A 16838-nucleotide genomic window follows, 5' to 3' on the forward strand; every position below is an offset into this window, starting at 1 on the left:
CTGGCAAGAGCCAATATCGAGCAGGTAGTTTGCTTGATCAGCGCAAAAGGCGCGGGCGAAAGCGTAGTTTCGGTCTGGCGTTTTGGGGAAGGTGTCGGTTCAACCGGTTGTTCACAAGACTGAAAACCCAGATGACCACCAGCGTCAACAAGATGAAATATCCCGCCAAAATCGGGTATGGGACAAACGGATTGAACGTCTTGTCGGCAAAATAGTTGGCATAATACAGCGCGTCTCCGCGTTGTTTTAGTGCTGGAAACCCTGAAAAATAGACCAATGTTGTGGCGTGGAACAAGAAGATAGCTTCGTTAGTATACGCGGGCCAAGCCAGCCGCAGCATCGTAGGCCACGTGATTTTGCGAAACTTGTTCAGTCCGGAAAACCCATATGCATCAGCTGCTTCGGTGTCACCTTTCGGGATCGATAGCAGTGCGCCATAAAAGATTTCACCGGAATAGGCGGCGGTGTTCAGGAACAAAACCGTCAATGCCCCAAGCCAGGGCGCAGTAAAGGCCCCCAAGGCAGGCACGGATCCTTTGAGCGCGACGAACAAGAAATAGGCAAAGAAGAACTGGATAAACAGCGGTGAGCCGCGAAACAAAAAGATAAACCAATCCGAGCACTTGCGCAGAACCCAAGTGTTGCTTGATTTCCCCAAAGCGAGGGCGGTGGCGAGGAAGAACCCCGCCATGAGCGCCAGCACGCCAAAGTAGATGTTCCAAATCATACCAGAGCCGATCAGCGTAAACTGTTGGCACAAGGTGAAATCGCCGCGCGGGAGCAGTCGTTCGCCATAACCAATTGAACGCAGACTATAATCCGCAATTGTCTGCCAGCAACTCATGCCGCTTTCCTTTGCGCTTCGCCGCCAGAGGTGGCTTGACCTTTTGTCAGCCGTGCCATGATGCGATCCAAAAAGACCTCGGACACTTTTGTGAAGGCGAGGTAGAACACGAGCAGCGCAAAGAAGTACCACATCCGCCAATCACCGTGCGGATAGTCTGTAAAGCGCGCTGTTTTGGAGCCGCCAAGTTCGCGGGCCCAATAGACGATGTCTTCAACGCCAAGCAAGAACAACAGTGGCGTGGCTTTGATCAAAACCATCCAAAGATTGGACAGACCAGGTAGGGCGTAGACCCACATTTGTGGCACCATGACCCGCCAGAATGTCTGACGCGGAGACATGCCATAGGCGGCTGCGGTTTCCAGTTGGGCATGGGGGACCGCCCGCATTGCCCCAAATAGGACATTGGCTGCAAAGGCCCCAAAGACGATGGCAAAGGTCAATACCGCCAAGGTCAGGCCATAAGCTTCGTGCAACCATTGTGCCGAAGTCGACAAGGGCAATTTGGCTTGGGCACAGACAACAAAATCATTGCCCTGCCGAATGGGTTGATCCCAATCAGGGCAAAGCGCTTTGTGGCGCATCCATTCAAAAGCCTGATCCAAAGCGATGACAAAGAACAAGAAAAAGGCAATGTCAGGAACGCCGCGCACAATAGCGATATAGCCGCGCCCGAACCAGCGAAGCGGGGCTATGGGCGATCGCGCGGCTGTAGCACCGCCAAAGCCGAACAACAGGGCTGTCGGGGCGGTGATCGCCAGCAAAAGAAGGACCGTGCCAAAGGAGCCATAGAATGACAGGTGCTTGCCTGTGGTCAGGTAGCACGACAGCCATTTGATGCCTGCAAGCGTATCGGGATCTGCGCAATATGCGAAAATAACGGACCTCATCATGTTGGCGGCTTTGACGCATGGGCGGCTTGCCGTGTCATGAAAAGGGCGCGCGGGATTGCGCGCGCCCCTAGATTAGCTGATCAGAAACGGGGGCTGTCTTCGCCCAGCCATTTGATGATCAATGCATTCAGCGTTCCGTCAGCCTTCATCGAGCCAACCGCCGCATCAAATTTTGCCCGCAATTCGGGGTCGGATTTGCGGAATGCCATGCCGATGCCGCCGCCCAAAGGCACATCGTCGCCAACGAACATCAACTCAGCCGACGCTTCGACTTCGGGGATCAGATAGTCTTTGTCGGCGATAACCGCGTCTGCTTCGCCATTTTTGACGGCAGCAATCGTTTCATCGGGGCTCGGGAATTCCAACAGTGTCGCGCCAGTGTCGACAACGTGGTTGGCCTGGATGGTGCCGGTCTGGGCTGCGATCACGCCGCCTGACAGATCGGTATCTGCTGACATGGCTGCATAAGCCGATGGCGACGGAGGTGTGTAGTTTTGCGAGAAATCAACAACTTCTGCGCGCTCTGCCGTGATCGACATGCCAGCAATGATCGCGTCATAGTTCGAAGACACCAAGTTTGGAATGATGCTGTCCCAATCGTTGGTCACCCATTCGCAGGTCACTTCGGCACGTTTGCACAGCTCGTCGCCCAGCTCGCGCTCAAACCCGTCAACTTCGCCAGCGTCGTTGAGAAAGTTATACGGAGGGTATGCGCCCTCAGTGCCCAAACGAACAGTGCCTTCGGCCATTGCCGCGCCTGCCAACATCGCCAAGGCGGCGGTTCCGATCACTAGATTTTTCATGAATTTCTCCAAGTTGGTATTTCCGGCTATTGGCCGGTCCGCCCTTTTCCTAGGCGTGTGTTGTTGACCGCAAGAACCCTTGCAGCCGCTCTGATTTGGGTGCGCCAAACAGATCCGCTGGCGAACCTTCTTCTTCGATCAAGCCTTGATGCAGGAACACAACGTGATCGCTAACATCGGCAGCCAATTTCATATCATGCGTCACAATCAACATGGTGCGCCCTTCGGCAGCGAGATCCTTGATGACCTTGATGACTTCTTGTTCCAGTTCCGGATCCAGCGCGCTGGTAGGCTCATCGAACAGCAACGCCTCGGGCTCCATGCACAGTCCGCGCGCAATCGCGGCGCGTTGTTGCTGGCCGCCGGAAAGTTGCGCCGGATAGGCGTCACATTTATCGACGATTCCAACTTTTTCGAGATGCTTGCGGGCTGTTGCTTCTACTTCGTCACGGTCACGGCCCAGTACTGTCACTGGGGCCTCCATCACGTTTTGCAAGATGGTCATGTGAGCCCACAGATTGAACTGTTGAAACACCATCGACAGATTGGTTCGAATACGCAAAACCTGTTTGGCATCGGCAGGCTGACGGCTTAGCGCTTTGCCTTTCCACGACACGGGTTCACCTTTGAACAAGATGTCGCCCTGTTGGCTGTCTTCCAGTAGATTGCAGCACCGCAGCAAGGTGGATTTTCCGGATCCGGAAGACCCGATCAAAGATACCACGTCGCCGGCATGGGCGGTGATATCGACACCCTTGAGAACCTCAAGCTGGCCATAGGCTTTGTGCAGATTTCGGATCTCGATGACAGGGCTTTGTTCGTTCACGGCTGACCTAAGCAATATTGTTTTGCCACGCAGCATGGAGCGAAACATATGCCGTATGCAATGGACAAAACGACTGCAATGTCGGGGGAAATGATGGTTTACGACACGTTAACCTGCGCAAATTGTAGCGCTGGCGGCGTCGAAAGATCCAAGTAGGTTGATTCGTTCAAAGTCTGAATTCCGTGTAGACTGATCTTTGAGCGGGTGTCTTCGTCCAGACGGGAAATGGCGCGCCCCAGCGCAGAGCGAATCGCCCTGACGTTTTGGTTCAAACCAGTGATAAAAGGCGTGGCCGGGGTCGGTGTAGTGCGAGTAACTTCACGCAGGTTTGCGGCGTGGGGATCGTACCGTTTGATCAAACGCCAACTGAGCGCGTCAATGGCAGCGAGATCGCCGTCGCCGCGGGAAATCATCAACGCCGACAAGGCATGGCCACCGCTTTCACCGACAATGTGTGGCACGGCACTGCATGCTTGAGCGTGAAACCATAGTGCGCCAAAGCCGGATTGGCTGTGGTTTTGGTTGATAATAACACGCGCCTGCAACAAGGCATCGAGGGGGCGATCATCATCCGCGCGAGCAATCAAAACGCTGTTGTAATATCCAGGGGGGCAGCCGGGCAACTGATAGTCTGGACTGCCGACAAGCTGCACTTTGCCACGCAATTGTAGCCTGTACGGTAGGTTACAGGTCTGCCCAAGAAGCAAATCCGGTGCTGTCCATTGCTGCCAAAGATCACCAGAGCGGGTCAGCGTCTTGGGTCCAAACCCCAGTTCCTCGCGGGTCAATCCCCACAGTCTATCATTGGCCGCAGCTGTTTCAACGCGGTCGTACATCGGCAGAGCGGCGATCATTCAGATCGTTCAACCCGTTGGCGAGCCAATGCGGAATCGCGATCACTCACACCCAGCATGGAGGCAACAAGGCGGACCAGCGCGTCTTCGAACTGATCCCGCTCACCGTCTGATAAAGCCACCTGCCAAAGCGCTTCGATCACGCCAACACGGTCTTCGAAGGGCACGGCTTCCTTGATTGCGCGGGTAAAACGCACGGTATCGGGGGCTTCGGCCTCCAGGGTTTCAGCCTCGGCACGCAGGGCTTTGGTTTCTGGATCGGAGAGGTTGAAACGGGCGGTGACCACCTGATCAATCCGCGCCTTTTCGCTGGCGGCATAGGCACCGTCAGACCGGGCCACACGAACCAAAAGCGCCGTCAGCGCAAGGCTGGATTCATTTGCCGCAAGCGGGTCAGGCTGGGCGGCGGTGATGCGGGTGAGAAATGATCCAAACATAGGGTTCGATATAGGGCGGCTGAGGCCGATAGACAATCCGCCCTATAACATCACTAGGTTAGACTTCACGCGATGGATGCGGCCAAACGGGCGGCATCAGAGTCGTTGCGATCGACGCCAAGGACTTTTTCAACAAGCTCAACCAGCGCCATTTCACGTTCGTCCGAAATGCCATCCGCAAGAACAACTTGCCAAAGAGCTTCGACTTTTTCGCGCCGATGCTCATATTCGACATTGTCGCGGATCAATTGCGCCATTTCGACATCGTCCTTGATCTCAAAGGCCAACCTCTCGCAGGAGGCGCGCATTTTCGCCGCTTCGATCGGTTTTAGATCATAGGCTTTGGCCAAAATGCGGTCGATCTGTTCAATCTCTTCAAACAAATACGCTTTGTCGGCCATGGCGACCCGCACCAAAAGCGTTCCCAATGCCACGCGTGCATCTGGTGCCGGCAAGGGGGCCTCAGGCACATGTTTGCGTTGAAAAAATGCGGCCAACTGCTCAAGCATCTGGATTTCCCTTCTTGTTATCCCTGCGACATTTGGTTCGCCGCAGACCGAAGTCTAACACATCTTGTGGTTCTTGGGCCACATATTGTCACATGTAGACAGATAGGGCCGGTCCCCTAGTTTTGCAAATAGGGAAAACTAGCGCCTTGCGGCCAGTTTGGAAAACCGCTTGCTCAATGTGTTGGTAAACTCTGCCAGCCCCCAAGGAGGGTTGATAACAAACATTCCCGAACCAATCATACCGTGACCTTCACGCGCAGGCGGGAATTTCACCTCATGGTTCAAGGCGTCTGGATAGGCATCGCGCAGGCCCTGCATCATTTCGCCATGACGGTTATCTGTCAGGATGGGATACCAAAGCATCACAATGCCAACATTCCATTTGCGGGTCACATTGTGGATGGCAGCTGGAATGACCTTGTAGTCGGTTTTGATTTCCCATGACGGGTCAATCAACAACACGCCGCGGCGCGGGGTCGGGGGGGCAAGGCTCAGCGCCAGCTCGATCCCGTCTTGCTCATAGATTTTGGTGTTACGCGCCCAAGCCACACGCCCAAGAGCCTTGTTTTCGCCGGGGTGCAGTTCGGCCAGATGCAGGCTGTCCGTCGGGCGCAAGAGAGCCTGCGCAATCAAGGGAGAGCCGGGATATGCCGTTTCGCCATGTGTGTCGCGACTGGCAGCCAATGCACGCAAATACGGGTTCTTGCGGTCAAACCAATTGGAGACCTTCAAAATGCCTTGGGCAGCTTCACCGGTTTTTTGGGCGTCTTCATCGGTCAAATCATACAGCCCGCGCCCCGCGTGGCTTTCGATATAGCTGACGGGTTTGTCTTTTTGCGTCAGGTAGTCCAGCACAAAAGCCAAAATGGCGTGTTTTTGCACGTCCGCCAAATTTCCCGCATGAAAACTATGTTGATAAGACAGCATAAAACGCCCCGGAATGTTGGATTAGAAGGATCGGTTTCGACGGATACTTCGACACATCCGGCAGCAAAACGCCCCGAGGATGATCTCGGGGCGTTTTGTATTATACCAAGCGTGAGGCTTCTTTGGCAGCCCGTACAAAATCTTTGAACAAGGGGTGCGGGTCGAACGGTTTGGATTTTAGTTCGGGGTGGAATTGCACGCCGATAAACCACGGGTGGTTTGGCCATTCCACAATCTCGGGCAGTTTACCATCGGGTGACATTCCCGAGAACCGCATGCCAACCTTTTCAAGCTGTTCACGATAGGCTGTGTCAACTTCGTAGCGATGCCGATGGCGCTCATCAATCGTTTGTTTGCCGTAGATTTTTTCAACCAGCGACCCTTCGGTCAAAACCGCATCATACGCGCCCAGCCGCATTGTGCCGCCCTTGGCATCAGTCACCTTGCGGTTCACCTTTTCGTTGCCTTGAACCCATTCTTTGAGGTGGTAAACCACTGGCTCAAATCGTTTTTCTCCGGCTTCGTGGTCAAACTCTTCTGATCCGGCTTTGGCCACACCCGCAACATTTCTTGCGGCTTCGATCACGGCGACCTGCATGCCCAAACAAATCCCAAGATAGGGCACATTGTTTTCACGCGCGAACTGCGCTGCTTTGATCTTGCCCTCGGTTCCGCGTTCGCCAAACCCGCCCGGCACCAAAATGGCGTTGTATTTAGCCAGATGGGGGGCGGCGTCTTCGCGCTCGAACATCTCGGCGTCGACCCACTCGATGTTGACCTTGACCCGGTTGGCCATTCCGCCGTGGGTCAGAGCTTCGGCGATCGATTTATACGCGTCTTCAAGCTGGATATATTTGCCAACGATGGCAACTGTGACTTCGCCTTCGGGGTTGAACACCCGATCCGCGACGTCTTCCCATTTTGTCAGGTTGGGCTTGGGGGCTGGCGCGATGCCGAATGCATCCAGAACCGCCTGATCCATACCTTCGCGGTGATAGGCAAGCGGGGCTTCGTAGATGGACTTCAGGTCTTGGGCCGCGATCACGCTATCTGGGCGGACGTTGCAGAACAAAGCCAGCTTTTCGCGTTCTTTCTTTGGGATCGGCCCTTCGGATCGGCACACCAGAATGTCGGGCGCAAGGCCAATGGACCGCAGTTCCTTGACGCTATGCTGGGTTGGCTTGGTCTTTAGCTCGCCCGAGGCTTTGATAAACGGCAGAAGCGTCAGGTGCATAAAGACACATTGGCCGCGTGCCTTGTCATTGGCGAATTGGCGGATGGCTTCAAAGAAAGGCAGGCCTTCGATATCGCCTACAGTGCCGCCAATCTCGCACAGCATAAAATCTACGTCGTCTTCGCCAATACTGATGAAGTCTTTGATTTCGTTGGTCACATGCGGAATGACCTGAATGGTTTTGCCCAGATAGTCGCCGCGGCGCTCTTTTTCCAGAACATTGGTATAAACGCGGCCTGAGCTGATGGAATCCGTACGTGTCGCGGGAACGCCGGTGAAGCGTTCGTAGTGGCCCAGATCCAGATCGGTTTCAGCGCCATCATCGGTGACAAACACTTCGCCATGTTCAAAAGGCGACATCGTGCCGGGATCGACGTTTAGGTAAGGGTCCAGTTTGCGCAAACGGACCGAATAACCACGTGCCTGCAGCAAGGCACCCAAGGCCGCAGATGCAAGGCCCTTGCCAAGCGAAGAAACCACACCGCCGGTGATAAAGATAAAGCGTGCCATGTGGAGCAACCCCGTGAGTTTAGCATGAGTAGGAATCTCAAAACACTGCGTTGCAAGCCGTTAAAAAACGACTGCATCACGGGATTTGAGCTGTAGTGGATTCGCAAGCAAATGTCCAGCCAAGCGCAACATACTGTTGCGGCACCTTAGCTGGAGCCAATTTCTTGTAGAAGTTAGTCGGCGGTTGGCACCAAAGGCGCATCCGCATCACCACCAGCCGAAGGAGGCGGCAACAATGCGTCGGTATCCAATTCACCAGCAGGATCAGCTGTTTCTTCTACAGCCGGAGCACCGCCGCCAACACGATCCAAGATCGAAGAGCCAGAAGCGTTTTTCGCGGAGATGACAGTCAAAGAAATCGAGGTGATGATAAAAGCAATGGCAAGGGCCCAGGTCACTTTGCCCATGGCTGTCGCAGCTGAGCGTTGGCTCATGGCCCCGCCGCCGCCGCCGCCCATCCCAAGGCCACCGCCTTCGGAACGCTGCAAGAGCACTACGCCAATAAGGCCTAGCGCAAGAAGAAGGTGGACAATGAGAATTACGTTTTCCATGGGGCCTGCAGCATGCTTTCGGTTTCGCCGGTATGTAGGGGATGCAGCCGCGCGGCGCAAGCCGAAGTCGCGCGGGTTTGTGCGAAACCGCTGGACGCAGTGCAATGCTTTGGCCATGATCTGCCCATGCCACATGATATCCATGACGACGATCACGCCCATTCCTTGCTGCCGCCAGACCCTGCACTGAGGGTGAAGGCGCTGGAAACATTGTTAGAACGCAAGGGGTTGCTGGATCCGGCCGCCTTGGATGAAATTATCGAAACCTATGCTCATAAGGTTGGTCCGCAAAACGGTGCACAGGTTGTGGCGCGCGTTTGGACGGATGCGAATTTTCGCACTCTCTTGATGAATGACGCCACCGAAGCGGTGTCCCAGATGGGGTTCTATGGCCGTCAGGGTGAACATATGGTGGCGATTGCCAATACGCCCGAGGTTCACAACGTCGTCGTTTGCACCCTGTGTTCGTGCTATCCGTGGCCTTTGTTGGGAATCCCGCCAGGCTGGTATAAATCCGACGCCTACCGCGCCCGTGTTGTGCGTGAACCGCGCAAAGTATTGGCCGAATTTGGTGTGATATTGCCTGAAACGCAAAAAATCCGCGTTTGGGATTCCACTGCTGAGGTTCGCTATTTGATAATCCCGCAGCGGCCAGCCGGTACGGATGGGATGAGCCAAGCGCAATTGACGCAATTGGTCACCCGCGAATCTATGATTGGCACCGGGCTGGCACAGGTGCCGCAATGAGCCGGGTGCATGACATGGGTGGCCGCTTTGGTGATGGAGCGGTCGGATTTGAGCCGGACGGTGAAGCAATTTTCGTAGAAAATTGGCATGCGCGCGCGCTGGCACTGACATTGGCAGCTGGTGGTTTAGGCAAATGGAATATCGACATTTCCCGCCATGCCCGCGAATGCCTATCCCCCAAAGATTATGCGCGCTTTACCTATTATGAAAAATGGATGGCGGCGTTGGCTGTTTTATTGGTGGACAGCGGTGTGGTCACCAAAGCCGAGATGGCAGGAGCCGAGCCCTCCCCATCTGATTTGACCGACAAAACCTTGCGTGCAGACAAGGTTGCTGCTGTTTTGGCATCGGGCGGGCCATCTGCCCGTGATGGGGCCGCGCCTGCGTTCAATATTGGTGATCGGGTACGAACCCGCCATGTCGCCCGCAATGTTCTTGTCTCTGGCGGGCATACCCGCTTGCCCGGATATGCCGCTGGCATGAAGGGAGAGGTCATCTTGTCCCATGGCTGCCACGTCTTGCCGGATGCGTCGGCGCACCGTTTGGGGGATAGGCCCGAACCATTGTATACCATTGCATTTGATGCGGCGGATCTTTGGGGAGAGGCAGAGAGGGTAGGCGACGAGGTCACCTGCGATTTGTGGGAAAGCTATCTGGAGCCCGCGCCATGAGTGGCGCGCCATCCCCTGTGTTCGAAGCCCCATGGCACGCCCAAGCCTTTGCTCTTGCTGTTTATCTGAACGAGCGCGGAGTTTTTGACTGGCCAGAATGGACACAGGTCTTTGGCGCTGTCTTGGCCGAACATGGCCTGACCAAGGAATTGGACGGTGGGGACGACTATTTTCTAGCCTGGGTGGGCGCTTTGGAGCGTATTTGCTCAGAAAAAGGTGTTGCAGAACTGGAGGCGCTCAGTGCGCTAAAAACGTCTTGGGAGCGGGCCTATTTGGCCACACCGCATGGCGCGCCGGTGCGTATTGCGACAGGTGAGGCGGGGTAGACCCCCGCCAATAACGCTTATTCGTCGATGTCGTCGGCATCGATCTGGCCAGAGAGTTTGCGCCGGATGATCGACCAGCTGAGGCCAACGCCCAATACAATGGACAGGGCCAGAATGCCGACCCATGTTGCCAGTTTCGGTTTGGTGAGGTCGAGCAAGCCAAAATCCCAAAGCACCCAGAGAATCGCAGCAACCAGCGCGAAAACCAACGCCATGCCAAGCCCGCCAATACTGCGCAAAGTGGCGCGAATGTAGATTACGTAGCCAATCACCAACAATAAACCTGACAGGGCAATCAGCGGCAGGTCAGTGTTCCAACTTGTCGTTGCCCAATGGACAAAGCTAATTTGGGTGGGGTTATAGGTGGCGGCCAAAAGGACAAAGGCAAACAGCCAACGTAAGGCAAAACTCATAGGGTTCTCCGAGGGGACTTCGAAATTTATGGGTTCAGGTCTAGCGGATTGCCCCGTCAGGTCCAGCGGTTTCGAGCGATAGGCGCATCAAGGCCCGCGGCAACTGCTGGCCCAAACGTTCAACGGTTTCATGTCGAAGCAGATCAAATCCGAGCGCGGCAAAGGGCGCTTGGGCTGTAAGGCTGGCATGGGTTGTGATTGCCACTAGCTCCAACGACAAGGCGCGGGTTTGAATCATGGAAACCATTTGGCGCAAATGTCCATTTCCGCGGGCTTCGGGCAGCAGAAACGCCAAATCCAGATAGCCGTCTGGCCCTAAAGTGACCATTCCAAGCAAGTGCTGTCCCTGCACGGCGACGGCCACATGTTGCGCGGTAAGCTTGGCGTTCCAGTCAGGTCCGCTTGGGGGTTTTGGGCACCATGCTTGACGCTGTGCAGATGAATATGCACTGGGCTGCGCATGGATCGCATCATACATGATTTGCCCCAAGGTTTCGTAATCTTCAGGCCGCGCCCAGCGATATGAAACAAAGCTTTCTGCAGATGCGTCCATTTAGCGGTTTCCTGTTTCGATACGCTTGGATATACCGGCGCGGGTTTGAAAACCATCACCGAAGAGGATGTGTTATGGCGAATGTGGTTGTCGTGGGCGCTCAGTGGGGCGACGAAGGCAAAGGCAAGATTGTGGACTGGCTGTCAAGCCGCGCAGATGTAATTGCGCGGTTTCAGGGTGGTCACAATGCTGGCCATACGCTGGTAGTGGACGGAAAAGTCTATAAATTGCATGCACTTCCATCGGGAGTGGTGCGCGGCGGAAAGCTGTCGGTGATTGGCAACGGCGTGGTGCTGGACCCTTGGCACCTGATCAAAGAGATCGAAACTGTGCGGGCTCAGGGGGTCGTTATTTCCCCTGAAACGCTGATGATCGCCGAGAATACTCCGCTGATCCTACCGATTCACGGAGAGCTGGATCGCGCCCGTGAAGAGGCTGCCTCAAAAGGCACCAAGATCGGCACCACCGGTCGCGGCATCGGCCCAGCCTACGAAGACAAAGTGGGGCGCCGGTCGGTTCGTGTTGCAGATCTGGCGGATGAGGCAACACTGGAATCCCGGGTTGATCGCGCGTTGCAGCACCATGATCCTCTGCGCAAAGGCTTGGGGATTGAGGCAGTTGATCGCGATGCGCTTGTCGCGCAGCTCAAAGAAATTGCAAAAGAAATCCTGCCTTATGGGGCTCCGGTTTGGAAAGTGCTGAATGAAAAGCGCAAGGCCGGAAAGCGAATCTTGTTTGAAGGCGCTCAAGGTGCCCTTTTGGATATCGATTTTGGCACTTATCCCTTTGTGACATCATCGAATGTGATTGCAGGGCAGGCGGCAACCGGGGTTGGTATGGGCCCTGGTGCGATCAACTACGTTCTTGGGATCGTTAAAGCCTACACGACTCGTGTTGGCGAAGGTCCGTTTCCGACGGAACTGGATGATGACAATGGTCAACGTCTGGGTGAGCGCGGCCATGAATTTGGCACCACAACCGGCCGAAAGCGCCGCTGTGGGTGGTTTGACGCCGCTTTGGTGCGCCAAACCTGTGCGACGTCTGGTATCAAAGGCATTTGCCTGACAAAGCTGGATGTTCTTGACGGGTTTGAGACCCTTAAGATTTGCACCGGCTATGAGTTGGACGGCAAGCAACTGGATTATTTGCCCACAGCGGCAGATCAGCAGGCGCGCTGCAAGCCGGTGTACGAAGAAATGCCCGGATGGTCTGAAAGCACGGAAGGTGCGCGCAGCTGGAACGATCTGCCTGCCAATGCGGTGAAATATGTGCGCCGTATCGAAGAGTTGATCGAATGTCCGGCTGCCTTGGTGTCGACCTCGCCTGAACGCGATGATACCATTTTGGTAACTGACCCGTTCGAGGATTGAGCCTGTGGCCCTAAGTTACAAAGCCAGACGGCGCTGGGCGCTGTTTATCTTGCTGATAGGCATGCCGATCTACATCGTGGTTGCGGTTACAATCGTGAACCGGGTTGACCTTTCTGCATTACCACGGTTGGTGCAGTTTTTGGTCTATGTGGTTTTGGGTGTGGCTTGGGTGTTGCCGTTCAAGCCAATCTTTTTGGGTATTGGTCAGGCGGACCCGGATGCTGAGGACCAAGATCCTTGATGGAACTCATGCGATTGGGTGTTCTGCACTAGGTTGGTTTGGCGGTGGTTTCTGGAGCGGTGGATCGGCGCTGTTTCCTTCGGAAATGCGCCCCGCCCACCGTCCCGCTAGATAAAAAAAGGCGGCTCCTTGCGGGGCCGCCTTTTTATGTGGTGCTGTGGGGTTACCCGGCAGCGCGTGAGGGTTTGAAGCTGATCCGCTCAGACGCGGTAAAGCGGCCGCCGCTGGTCTTTTCAATTTTGCCTTCACGCAGCAGTTGTCCGAAACTACGCAGGCGGTCTTCGCGGCTGGATTCTTTGGCTTCTGCTTGGCGCACGGTTGTCATCAATTGCGGACGCGAGAATTGCTCAAGCCCTTCAACATAGGACATATAAGCCGCTGCAGCTTCGAGTAATTCCGGCAGTTCATTCGCGCCGACGCTTTCAGCATAGGCCGCGAAATTTCCATCCACAGACCGAGGAGCAATTGGTGCGGGCGCAGCATTTTCCTGAGGGCGTACGGACCGCGCCGCAGGCGATGCATCTGAAGCCGTGCGGTTCACCCGACGCGGACGAACCGGCGCTGCGTCGGCGACGTCGGCCACACGTTGCTCTGCAACCAGCTTCAACGGAGCTGATCGAGCAGGTTCTACGCTTGGGCGTTCCGTACGGGCCGGGCTTGCCTGAGGGCGGCGAGGGCGCACGACATTGGCGAGATCTTCGCGGTAGGGTTCAATCTCTTCTTCTTCAACCGGTTTGCGGCCCAAAAGGCGATCGGCCTTGGTTGCCGCGACAGCTGCACGCAGGTGTGCAATGGCGCTCCGGCGGCGGTTGCCTTCTGGTTCTTCCAATTCGGTATTGGTCTGGTCAAGAATGCGAGACGTATCATTGTCTTCGACGCTTTGCTCGGTCAGCATGGCACGGGCAGGACTGGCCATTTTGATCGCTTTGCGCGCTCCATCTATGGCCGCTGCAAGGTTTGCGTCGTCCTGACTGTCGTCTTTGGAGGTCCAATCTTGATCTGATGCTGCAACCGGGTTGTCGAGACGCAGTGGTGCCGGGCTGATGTCGGACAGATCGTCTTCTTGGTCCTCGTCCCAATCCCAGTCATCATCATCGTTGGCGACTGTCGATGCCGGAGTAGCGGCTTCAACGTCGTCATCCCAATTGTCCATTTCGCCCGCCAGCTCGGCTTTGACCGCAGCCAGTTCACGGGCCAGCTCTTCTTCTTCTTCAAGGCTTAGGCTGCTTGTTGCGGCCAATGGCGCAACCGGCGTGTCAGAGGGGGCTTCTTCCGCAACTTCTTCGAGTTGCCCCGCTGCAATGGCTTTGTCAAAATCGCTGCGTTTTACCTTAATGACCCGGGCTTTGACGGGAACTGCAACAGGGGCTTCGGGTTCGTCGGCCTCGTCGTAAAACTGACCGTCGTCGTCTTCGTCGTCAAAAACTGTCTCTGACAGATCCGCTGGGGCAGCTTCAGTGTTGTCCTCGCCAGTGTCGTCTTCGTCTGCATCCCATGCTGCAAAGGCACCTTCTTTTGCAGTTTCGATTTCATCGACCTGATCAAGTGCCGAAGCCAAATCAAAGTCTTCGCCGTTTTCATCAAAGGCGGCTTCAAGAACCTTGTCGACATCCGAAAGCGTGTCTTCTTGTCCGGTGCCTTGATCGGCTTGCATCAAACCGGCAATCGTGTCGGCAAACAGATTGTCGTCTTCGCTCGTCTCTGACAACGGGTCTTCCAACCCGGCTTCATCCTCTGTGGGGATGTCTTTGTGCAAGGCTTCCAAGACGTTACTGTCAAAATCGGCGTCGGCTTTTTCAGACGTGTTGTCATCGGTTGCTGTCTCAGAGACAACGGCGCGGATACGGTCCAGTTTGGCAGCAACACTTGCGGCACCGGCGGGACGCGGAGCAGGCGCGTCCCGAACCGGCTCGGCCATCAAGGCCGTTTGATCTGCATCCTCAACAAGCAGCGCGTCAAGGTCGAGATCTTCCGTCTGGGGTGTTTCTATGGCCAAATCGCCATCAGCCAAATAATCCTGGGCCTGAGCATCGTCAGGGATTTCCGGCGCATAGGCCGTCGCATCAATGGTATCATCGTCAGGAAGGGCAAAGTGTTCTTTGGGCTCCGCTTTCGCACGAGTCGGACCGGCAGCAAGGGCTGCGGCCAGGGCACCTGACGATGCTGCTACTCCGGCGCCTGCGCCGGGCAAGTCCAGTCGAACTTGTCCGCCGTCCGGAATCGTTACCTGCTCTCGCATCAGCTCACTTGCCAATTCGGGGTCAAATTGCGGAGGTTCCGCACCAAAAAATCTGTCTTCGCCCACTACGGAGCGAAAAAAATGTGTCGTATCCTTCATCACCGCCAAGGGATCTTCGAACCCTTCTGCCGTGCATGAAAAAGTGCCATAAGACACTGTAAGTATCTTGCTCGAACTCACCATGTGCTGCTCACTTTCATTCGTACTGCAACAATGTGTTTACCATGTAGACCGCGTCGAAAGCTGATCGAATCTGTGATCATCAGCGTATCATTTCGTGGCTAGATTGTGATCTGTTTCCCAAAAGGCCATTAATCCGACATGAATTCTAAAATTGTTCACTCTTTGAGCCCTGTTTTGTTGGTCGGTGGCGGGGACTGCCCGAAAGGGGCGTTAACCAATGCATTGACACTGCCACATTTGGTTGTGGCAGCTGATGGCGGCGCTGCGCGGGTGCTGGGCCTTGGACGGATGCCCGATTCGGTGATTGGCGATATGGATTCGCTTGATCCGGCCTTGCAGGCGCAATTGGCCCCGGGTGTGCTGCATCACATATCTGAGCAGAACAGCACCGATTTTGACAAATGTCTTCGAAACATCGATGCGCCCTTGATCTTGGCGCACGGGTTCCTTGGGGCACGGGTAGATCATCAGCTGGCGGCTTTTACGGTTTTGGTGCGCAGGCCCGAGCAGCGTTGTATTCTTGTAGGCGCGCATGACATCGTTATGATTGCTCCGCCGCGGCTTGCGCTGAGCTTGCCCACTGGAACGCGGTTTTCCTTGTTTCCAATGGGGCCGGTGTCAGGACAATCACAGGGGTTGCGCTGGCCGATCGATGGGATCGGGTTTGAACCAAATGGCCGTATCGGCACTTCGAACGAAGTGTCGGGGCCGGTGGAGCTGACATTTGACACGCCGCAGATGTTGCTCATTCTGCCGCCCGAATGCCTCGAGCCGCTCCTGGACGGGCTTACGACGACTGGCGCAACGTGGCCCGCTCGCGGAGTATAATGTAAAAGCCCGATGCCATGGTAATGGCGATCCCAACGCTGGCCAGCGTGCCAGGCAAATCGCCAAAAATCATCCAGCCGACAAAAGTGGCCGCCGGAATTTCCAGATACTGCATCGGTGCCAAGGTTGCGGCAGGCGCATAGCGCAGGGACCATGTCATCAGCAGATGGCCGAATGTGCCGACAAATCCCATAGCCACCACCAATAGCCAGATATCAGCCTCGGGCATGACCCAAGTCAGCATCGGTAAATCCAATGGCATCAAATGGAGCGGGATCAAGACCAGCAGCGCCAGAGGTGCCGATAGCGCCTGCATCCCGACCGGATCGGTTGCACCCGAGATTTTGCGCGTGATCAGCATGAAAGCGGCAAAGGCCAAGGCAACCCCAAGCGGAAGAAGGGCCGGCCACCCGACATCACTAAACGCAGGTTGTACCACCAACAAAGTGCCGACAAAGCCGACGCCGCAGGCAATCAGGCGTCTGGCACCCACTTCTTCGCCCAAGAACCAATGGCCCAATAGCAACATGATAAAGGGCATAACAAAGGCGATTGCGACCGCATCGGCCAGCGGCAAATACATCAGTGATGAATACATCAACCCGATCCCAAGCACTTGCAACATTGTGCGCGCAAAGATCCAGCCAAGGGTTGCGCCGCTGGCCCGCCAGTGCCGCCGGGTTGCGATTGTCAGCGGAATCAAGATCAGGCCTTGGAAGATAAAACGCAGGGTGACCAACTGCCCGACAGACAGATGTGGGCCCAACAGCTTGGCCAAGGCGTCGCTGTAGGGGATGAGGACACAAAAGCCGAGCATCAAACTGATGCCAAGCAAAGGGCGATCATTGTGGGAAGTGGTCATGCGTGCACGCTAGGCGC

The 16838-nt window shown here is 55.6% G+C and carries 20 protein-coding genes; 6 read left to right on the plus strand and 14 right to left on the minus strand.

Annotated features, from left to right (window positions below; translation table 11 throughout):
• Window positions 1–37: 37 nt before the first annotated feature.
• The 10 genes from C8N36_RS16345 to secG all read right to left on the minus strand — a co-directional run bounded on the left by C8N36_RS16345 (window position 38) and on the right by secG (window position 8388).
• Window positions 38–844 (minus strand): ABC transporter permease, encoded by an 807-nt coding sequence (locus C8N36_RS16345; protein ID WP_097805900.1) that lies wholly within the window; start codon window positions 842–844, stop codon window positions 38–40.
• Window positions 841–1722 (minus strand): ABC transporter permease, encoded by an 882-nt coding sequence (locus C8N36_RS16350; protein WP_097805964.1) that lies wholly within the window; start codon window positions 1720–1722, stop codon window positions 841–843. Before C8N36_RS16350 ends, C8N36_RS16345 begins: the two co-directional genes overlap by 4 nt.
• A gap of 95 nt (window positions 1723–1817) precedes the next feature.
• The gene (locus C8N36_RS16355; RefSeq protein ID WP_097805899.1) at window positions 1818–2540 is read right to left on the minus strand and encodes a transporter substrate-binding domain-containing protein; all 723 of its coding nucleotides are present in this window, start codon (window positions 2538–2540) and stop codon (window positions 1818–1820) included.
• Between the two features lie 49 nt (window positions 2541–2589).
• Window positions 2590–3402 (minus strand): ABC transporter ATP-binding protein, encoded by an 813-nt coding sequence (locus C8N36_RS16360; protein WP_176527112.1) that lies wholly within the window; start codon window positions 3400–3402, stop codon window positions 2590–2592.
• Between the two features lie 62 nt (window positions 3403–3464).
• Window positions 3465–4220: a PhnD/SsuA/transferrin family substrate-binding protein gene (locus C8N36_RS16365; protein WP_097805898.1), complete on the minus strand. Its 756-nt coding sequence runs from the start codon at window positions 4218–4220 to the stop codon at window positions 3465–3467.
• Window positions 4217–4657, minus strand: coding sequence for a tellurite resistance TerB family protein (locus C8N36_RS16370; protein ID WP_097805897.1), 441 nt, complete (start codon window positions 4655–4657; stop codon window positions 4217–4219). The genes C8N36_RS16365 and C8N36_RS16370 overlap by 4 nt, the downstream gene beginning before the upstream one ends.
• A gap of 65 nt (window positions 4658–4722) precedes the next feature.
• A complete protein-coding gene (locus C8N36_RS16375; RefSeq protein ID WP_097805896.1) occupies window positions 4723–5166 on the minus strand; it encodes a tellurite resistance TerB family protein in 444 nt (147 codons plus the stop codon).
• A 138-nt stretch (window positions 5167–5304) separates the two neighbouring features.
• Window positions 5305–6093: a 23S rRNA (adenine(2030)-N(6))-methyltransferase RlmJ gene (locus C8N36_RS16380; protein WP_097805895.1), complete on the minus strand. Its 789-nt coding sequence runs from the start codon at window positions 6091–6093 to the stop codon at window positions 5305–5307.
• Window positions 6094–6193: 100 nt separating this feature from the next.
• Window positions 6194–7837, minus strand: a complete 1644-nt coding sequence (locus C8N36_RS16385) for a CTP synthase (protein ID WP_097805894.1) — start codon at window positions 7835–7837, stop codon at window positions 6194–6196.
• A gap of 173 nt (window positions 7838–8010) precedes the next feature.
• Window positions 8011–8388: a preprotein translocase subunit SecG gene (secG, locus tag C8N36_RS16390; protein ID WP_097805962.1), complete on the minus strand. Its 378-nt coding sequence runs from the start codon at window positions 8386–8388 to the stop codon at window positions 8011–8013.
• A 126-nt stretch (window positions 8389–8514) separates the two neighbouring features.
• On the opposite strand from secG, the gene nthA reads away from it, so the two are divergent.
• From nthA to C8N36_RS16405, 3 genes are read left to right on the plus strand one after another with little or no spacing between them, the layout of a single operon-like run.
• Window positions 8515–9135 carry a nitrile hydratase subunit alpha gene (nthA, locus tag C8N36_RS16395; RefSeq protein ID WP_097805893.1) on the plus strand — a complete coding sequence of 207 codons (621 nt, stop codon included), beginning with the start codon at window positions 8515–8517 and terminating at the stop codon, window positions 9133–9135.
• Window positions 9132–9806, plus strand: a complete 675-nt coding sequence (gene nthB, locus C8N36_RS16400) for a nitrile hydratase subunit beta (RefSeq protein WP_097805892.1) — start codon at window positions 9132–9134, stop codon at window positions 9804–9806. Before nthA ends, nthB begins: the two co-directional genes overlap by 4 nt.
• Entirely contained in the window at window positions 9803–10132 is a 330-nt protein-coding gene (locus C8N36_RS16405; protein WP_097805891.1) for a nitrile hydratase accessory protein, read from the plus strand. The genes nthB and C8N36_RS16405 overlap by 4 nt, the downstream gene beginning before the upstream one ends.
• A gap of 17 nt (window positions 10133–10149) precedes the next feature.
• Here C8N36_RS16405 and C8N36_RS16410 read toward each other — a convergent pair whose 3' ends face one another.
• Window positions 10150–10545, minus strand: a complete 396-nt coding sequence (locus C8N36_RS16410) for a DUF6524 family protein (protein WP_097805890.1) — start codon at window positions 10543–10545, stop codon at window positions 10150–10152.
• 40 nt (window positions 10546–10585) lie between these two features.
• On the minus strand, window positions 10586–11098 hold the full coding sequence (locus tag C8N36_RS16415; RefSeq protein WP_097805889.1) for a GNAT family N-acetyltransferase: 513 nt from the start codon (window positions 11096–11098) through the stop codon (window positions 10586–10588).
• Window positions 11099–11172: 74 nt separating this feature from the next.
• On the opposite strand from C8N36_RS16415, the gene C8N36_RS16420 reads away from it, so the two are divergent.
• Together C8N36_RS16420 and C8N36_RS16425 are read left to right on the plus strand one after the other, a co-directional pair.
• Complete coding sequence (locus C8N36_RS16420) at window positions 11173–12468, plus strand: adenylosuccinate synthase (RefSeq protein WP_097805888.1); 1296 nt, start codon at window positions 11173–11175, stop codon at window positions 12466–12468.
• A gap of 4 nt (window positions 12469–12472) precedes the next feature.
• A complete protein-coding gene (locus tag C8N36_RS16425; RefSeq protein ID WP_097805887.1) occupies window positions 12473–12709 on the plus strand; it encodes a DUF2842 domain-containing protein in 237 nt (78 codons plus the stop codon).
• Between the two features lie 163 nt (window positions 12710–12872).
• Here C8N36_RS16425 and C8N36_RS16430 read toward each other — a convergent pair whose 3' ends face one another.
• A complete protein-coding gene (locus C8N36_RS16430) occupies window positions 12873–15104 on the minus strand; it encodes a hypothetical protein (RefSeq protein ID WP_245910901.1) in 2232 nt (743 codons plus the stop codon).
• A gap of 165 nt (window positions 15105–15269) precedes the next feature.
• Between C8N36_RS16430 and C8N36_RS16435 the strand changes: the two genes are divergently transcribed.
• On the plus strand, window positions 15270–15959 hold the full coding sequence (locus tag C8N36_RS16435) for a thiamine diphosphokinase (protein ID WP_097805885.1): 690 nt from the start codon (window positions 15270–15272) through the stop codon (window positions 15957–15959).
• Here C8N36_RS16435 and C8N36_RS16440 read toward each other — a convergent pair.
• Window positions 15919–16821, minus strand: a complete 903-nt coding sequence (locus C8N36_RS16440) for a DMT family transporter (protein WP_097805884.1) — start codon at window positions 16819–16821, stop codon at window positions 15919–15921. The genes C8N36_RS16435 and C8N36_RS16440 overlap by 41 nt on opposite strands.
• Window positions 16822–16838: the final 17 nt, after the last annotated feature.

The organism is Pelagimonas varians (assembly GCF_003208435.1).
GTDB classification, from domain to species: domain Bacteria; phylum Pseudomonadota; class Alphaproteobacteria; order Rhodobacterales; family Rhodobacteraceae; genus Pelagimonas; species Pelagimonas varians.

Bases quoted from the DNA above. Each gene is read 5' to 3' on its own strand.
- C8N36_RS16345 (WP_097805900.1), bottom strand. From the start codon at position 844: ATGAGTTGCTGGCAGACAATTGCGGATTATAGTCTGCGTTCAATTGGT.
- C8N36_RS16355 (WP_097805899.1), bottom strand. From the start codon at position 2,540: ATGAAAAATCTAGTGATCGGAACCGCCGCCTTGGCGATGTTGGCAGGC.
- C8N36_RS16360 (WP_176527112.1), bottom strand. From the start codon at position 3,402: ATGCTGCGTGGCAAAACAATATTGCTTAGGTCAGCCGTGAACGAACAA.
- C8N36_RS16365 (WP_097805898.1), bottom strand. From the start codon at position 4,220: ATGATCGCCGCTCTGCCGATGTACGACCGCGTTGAAACAGCTGCGGCC.
- C8N36_RS16370 (WP_097805897.1), bottom strand. From the start codon at position 4,657: ATGTTTGGATCATTTCTCACCCGCATCACCGCCGCCCAGCCTGACCCG.
- C8N36_RS16375 (WP_097805896.1), bottom strand. From the start codon at position 5,166: ATGCTTGAGCAGTTGGCCGCATTTTTTCAACGCAAACATGTGCCTGAG.
- C8N36_RS16380 (WP_097805895.1), bottom strand. From the start codon at position 6,093: ATGCTGTCTTATCAACATAGTTTTCATGCGGGAAATTTGGCGGACGTG.
- C8N36_RS16385 (WP_097805894.1), bottom strand. From the start codon at position 7,837: ATGGCACGCTTTATCTTTATCACCGGCGGTGTGGTTTCTTCGCTTGGC.
- secG (WP_097805962.1), bottom strand. From the start codon at position 8,388: ATGGAAAACGTAATTCTCATTGTCCACCTTCTTCTTGCGCTAGGCCTT.
- nthA (WP_097805893.1), top strand. From the start codon at position 8,515: ATGCCACATGATATCCATGACGACGATCACGCCCATTCCTTGCTGCCG.
- nthB (WP_097805892.1), top strand. From the start codon at position 9,132: ATGAGCCGGGTGCATGACATGGGTGGCCGCTTTGGTGATGGAGCGGTC.
- C8N36_RS16405 (WP_097805891.1), top strand. From the start codon at position 9,803: ATGAGTGGCGCGCCATCCCCTGTGTTCGAAGCCCCATGGCACGCCCAA.
- C8N36_RS16410 (WP_097805890.1), bottom strand. From the start codon at position 10,545: ATGAGTTTTGCCTTACGTTGGCTGTTTGCCTTTGTCCTTTTGGCCGCC.
- C8N36_RS16415 (WP_097805889.1), bottom strand. From the start codon at position 11,098: ATGGACGCATCTGCAGAAAGCTTTGTTTCATATCGCTGGGCGCGGCCT.
- C8N36_RS16420 (WP_097805888.1), top strand. From the start codon at position 11,173: ATGGCGAATGTGGTTGTCGTGGGCGCTCAGTGGGGCGACGAAGGCAAA.
- C8N36_RS16435 (WP_097805885.1), top strand. From the start codon at position 15,270: ATGAATTCTAAAATTGTTCACTCTTTGAGCCCTGTTTTGTTGGTCGGT.
- C8N36_RS16440 (WP_097805884.1), bottom strand. From the start codon at position 16,821: ATGACCACTTCCCACAATGATCGCCCTTTGCTTGGCATCAGTTTGATG.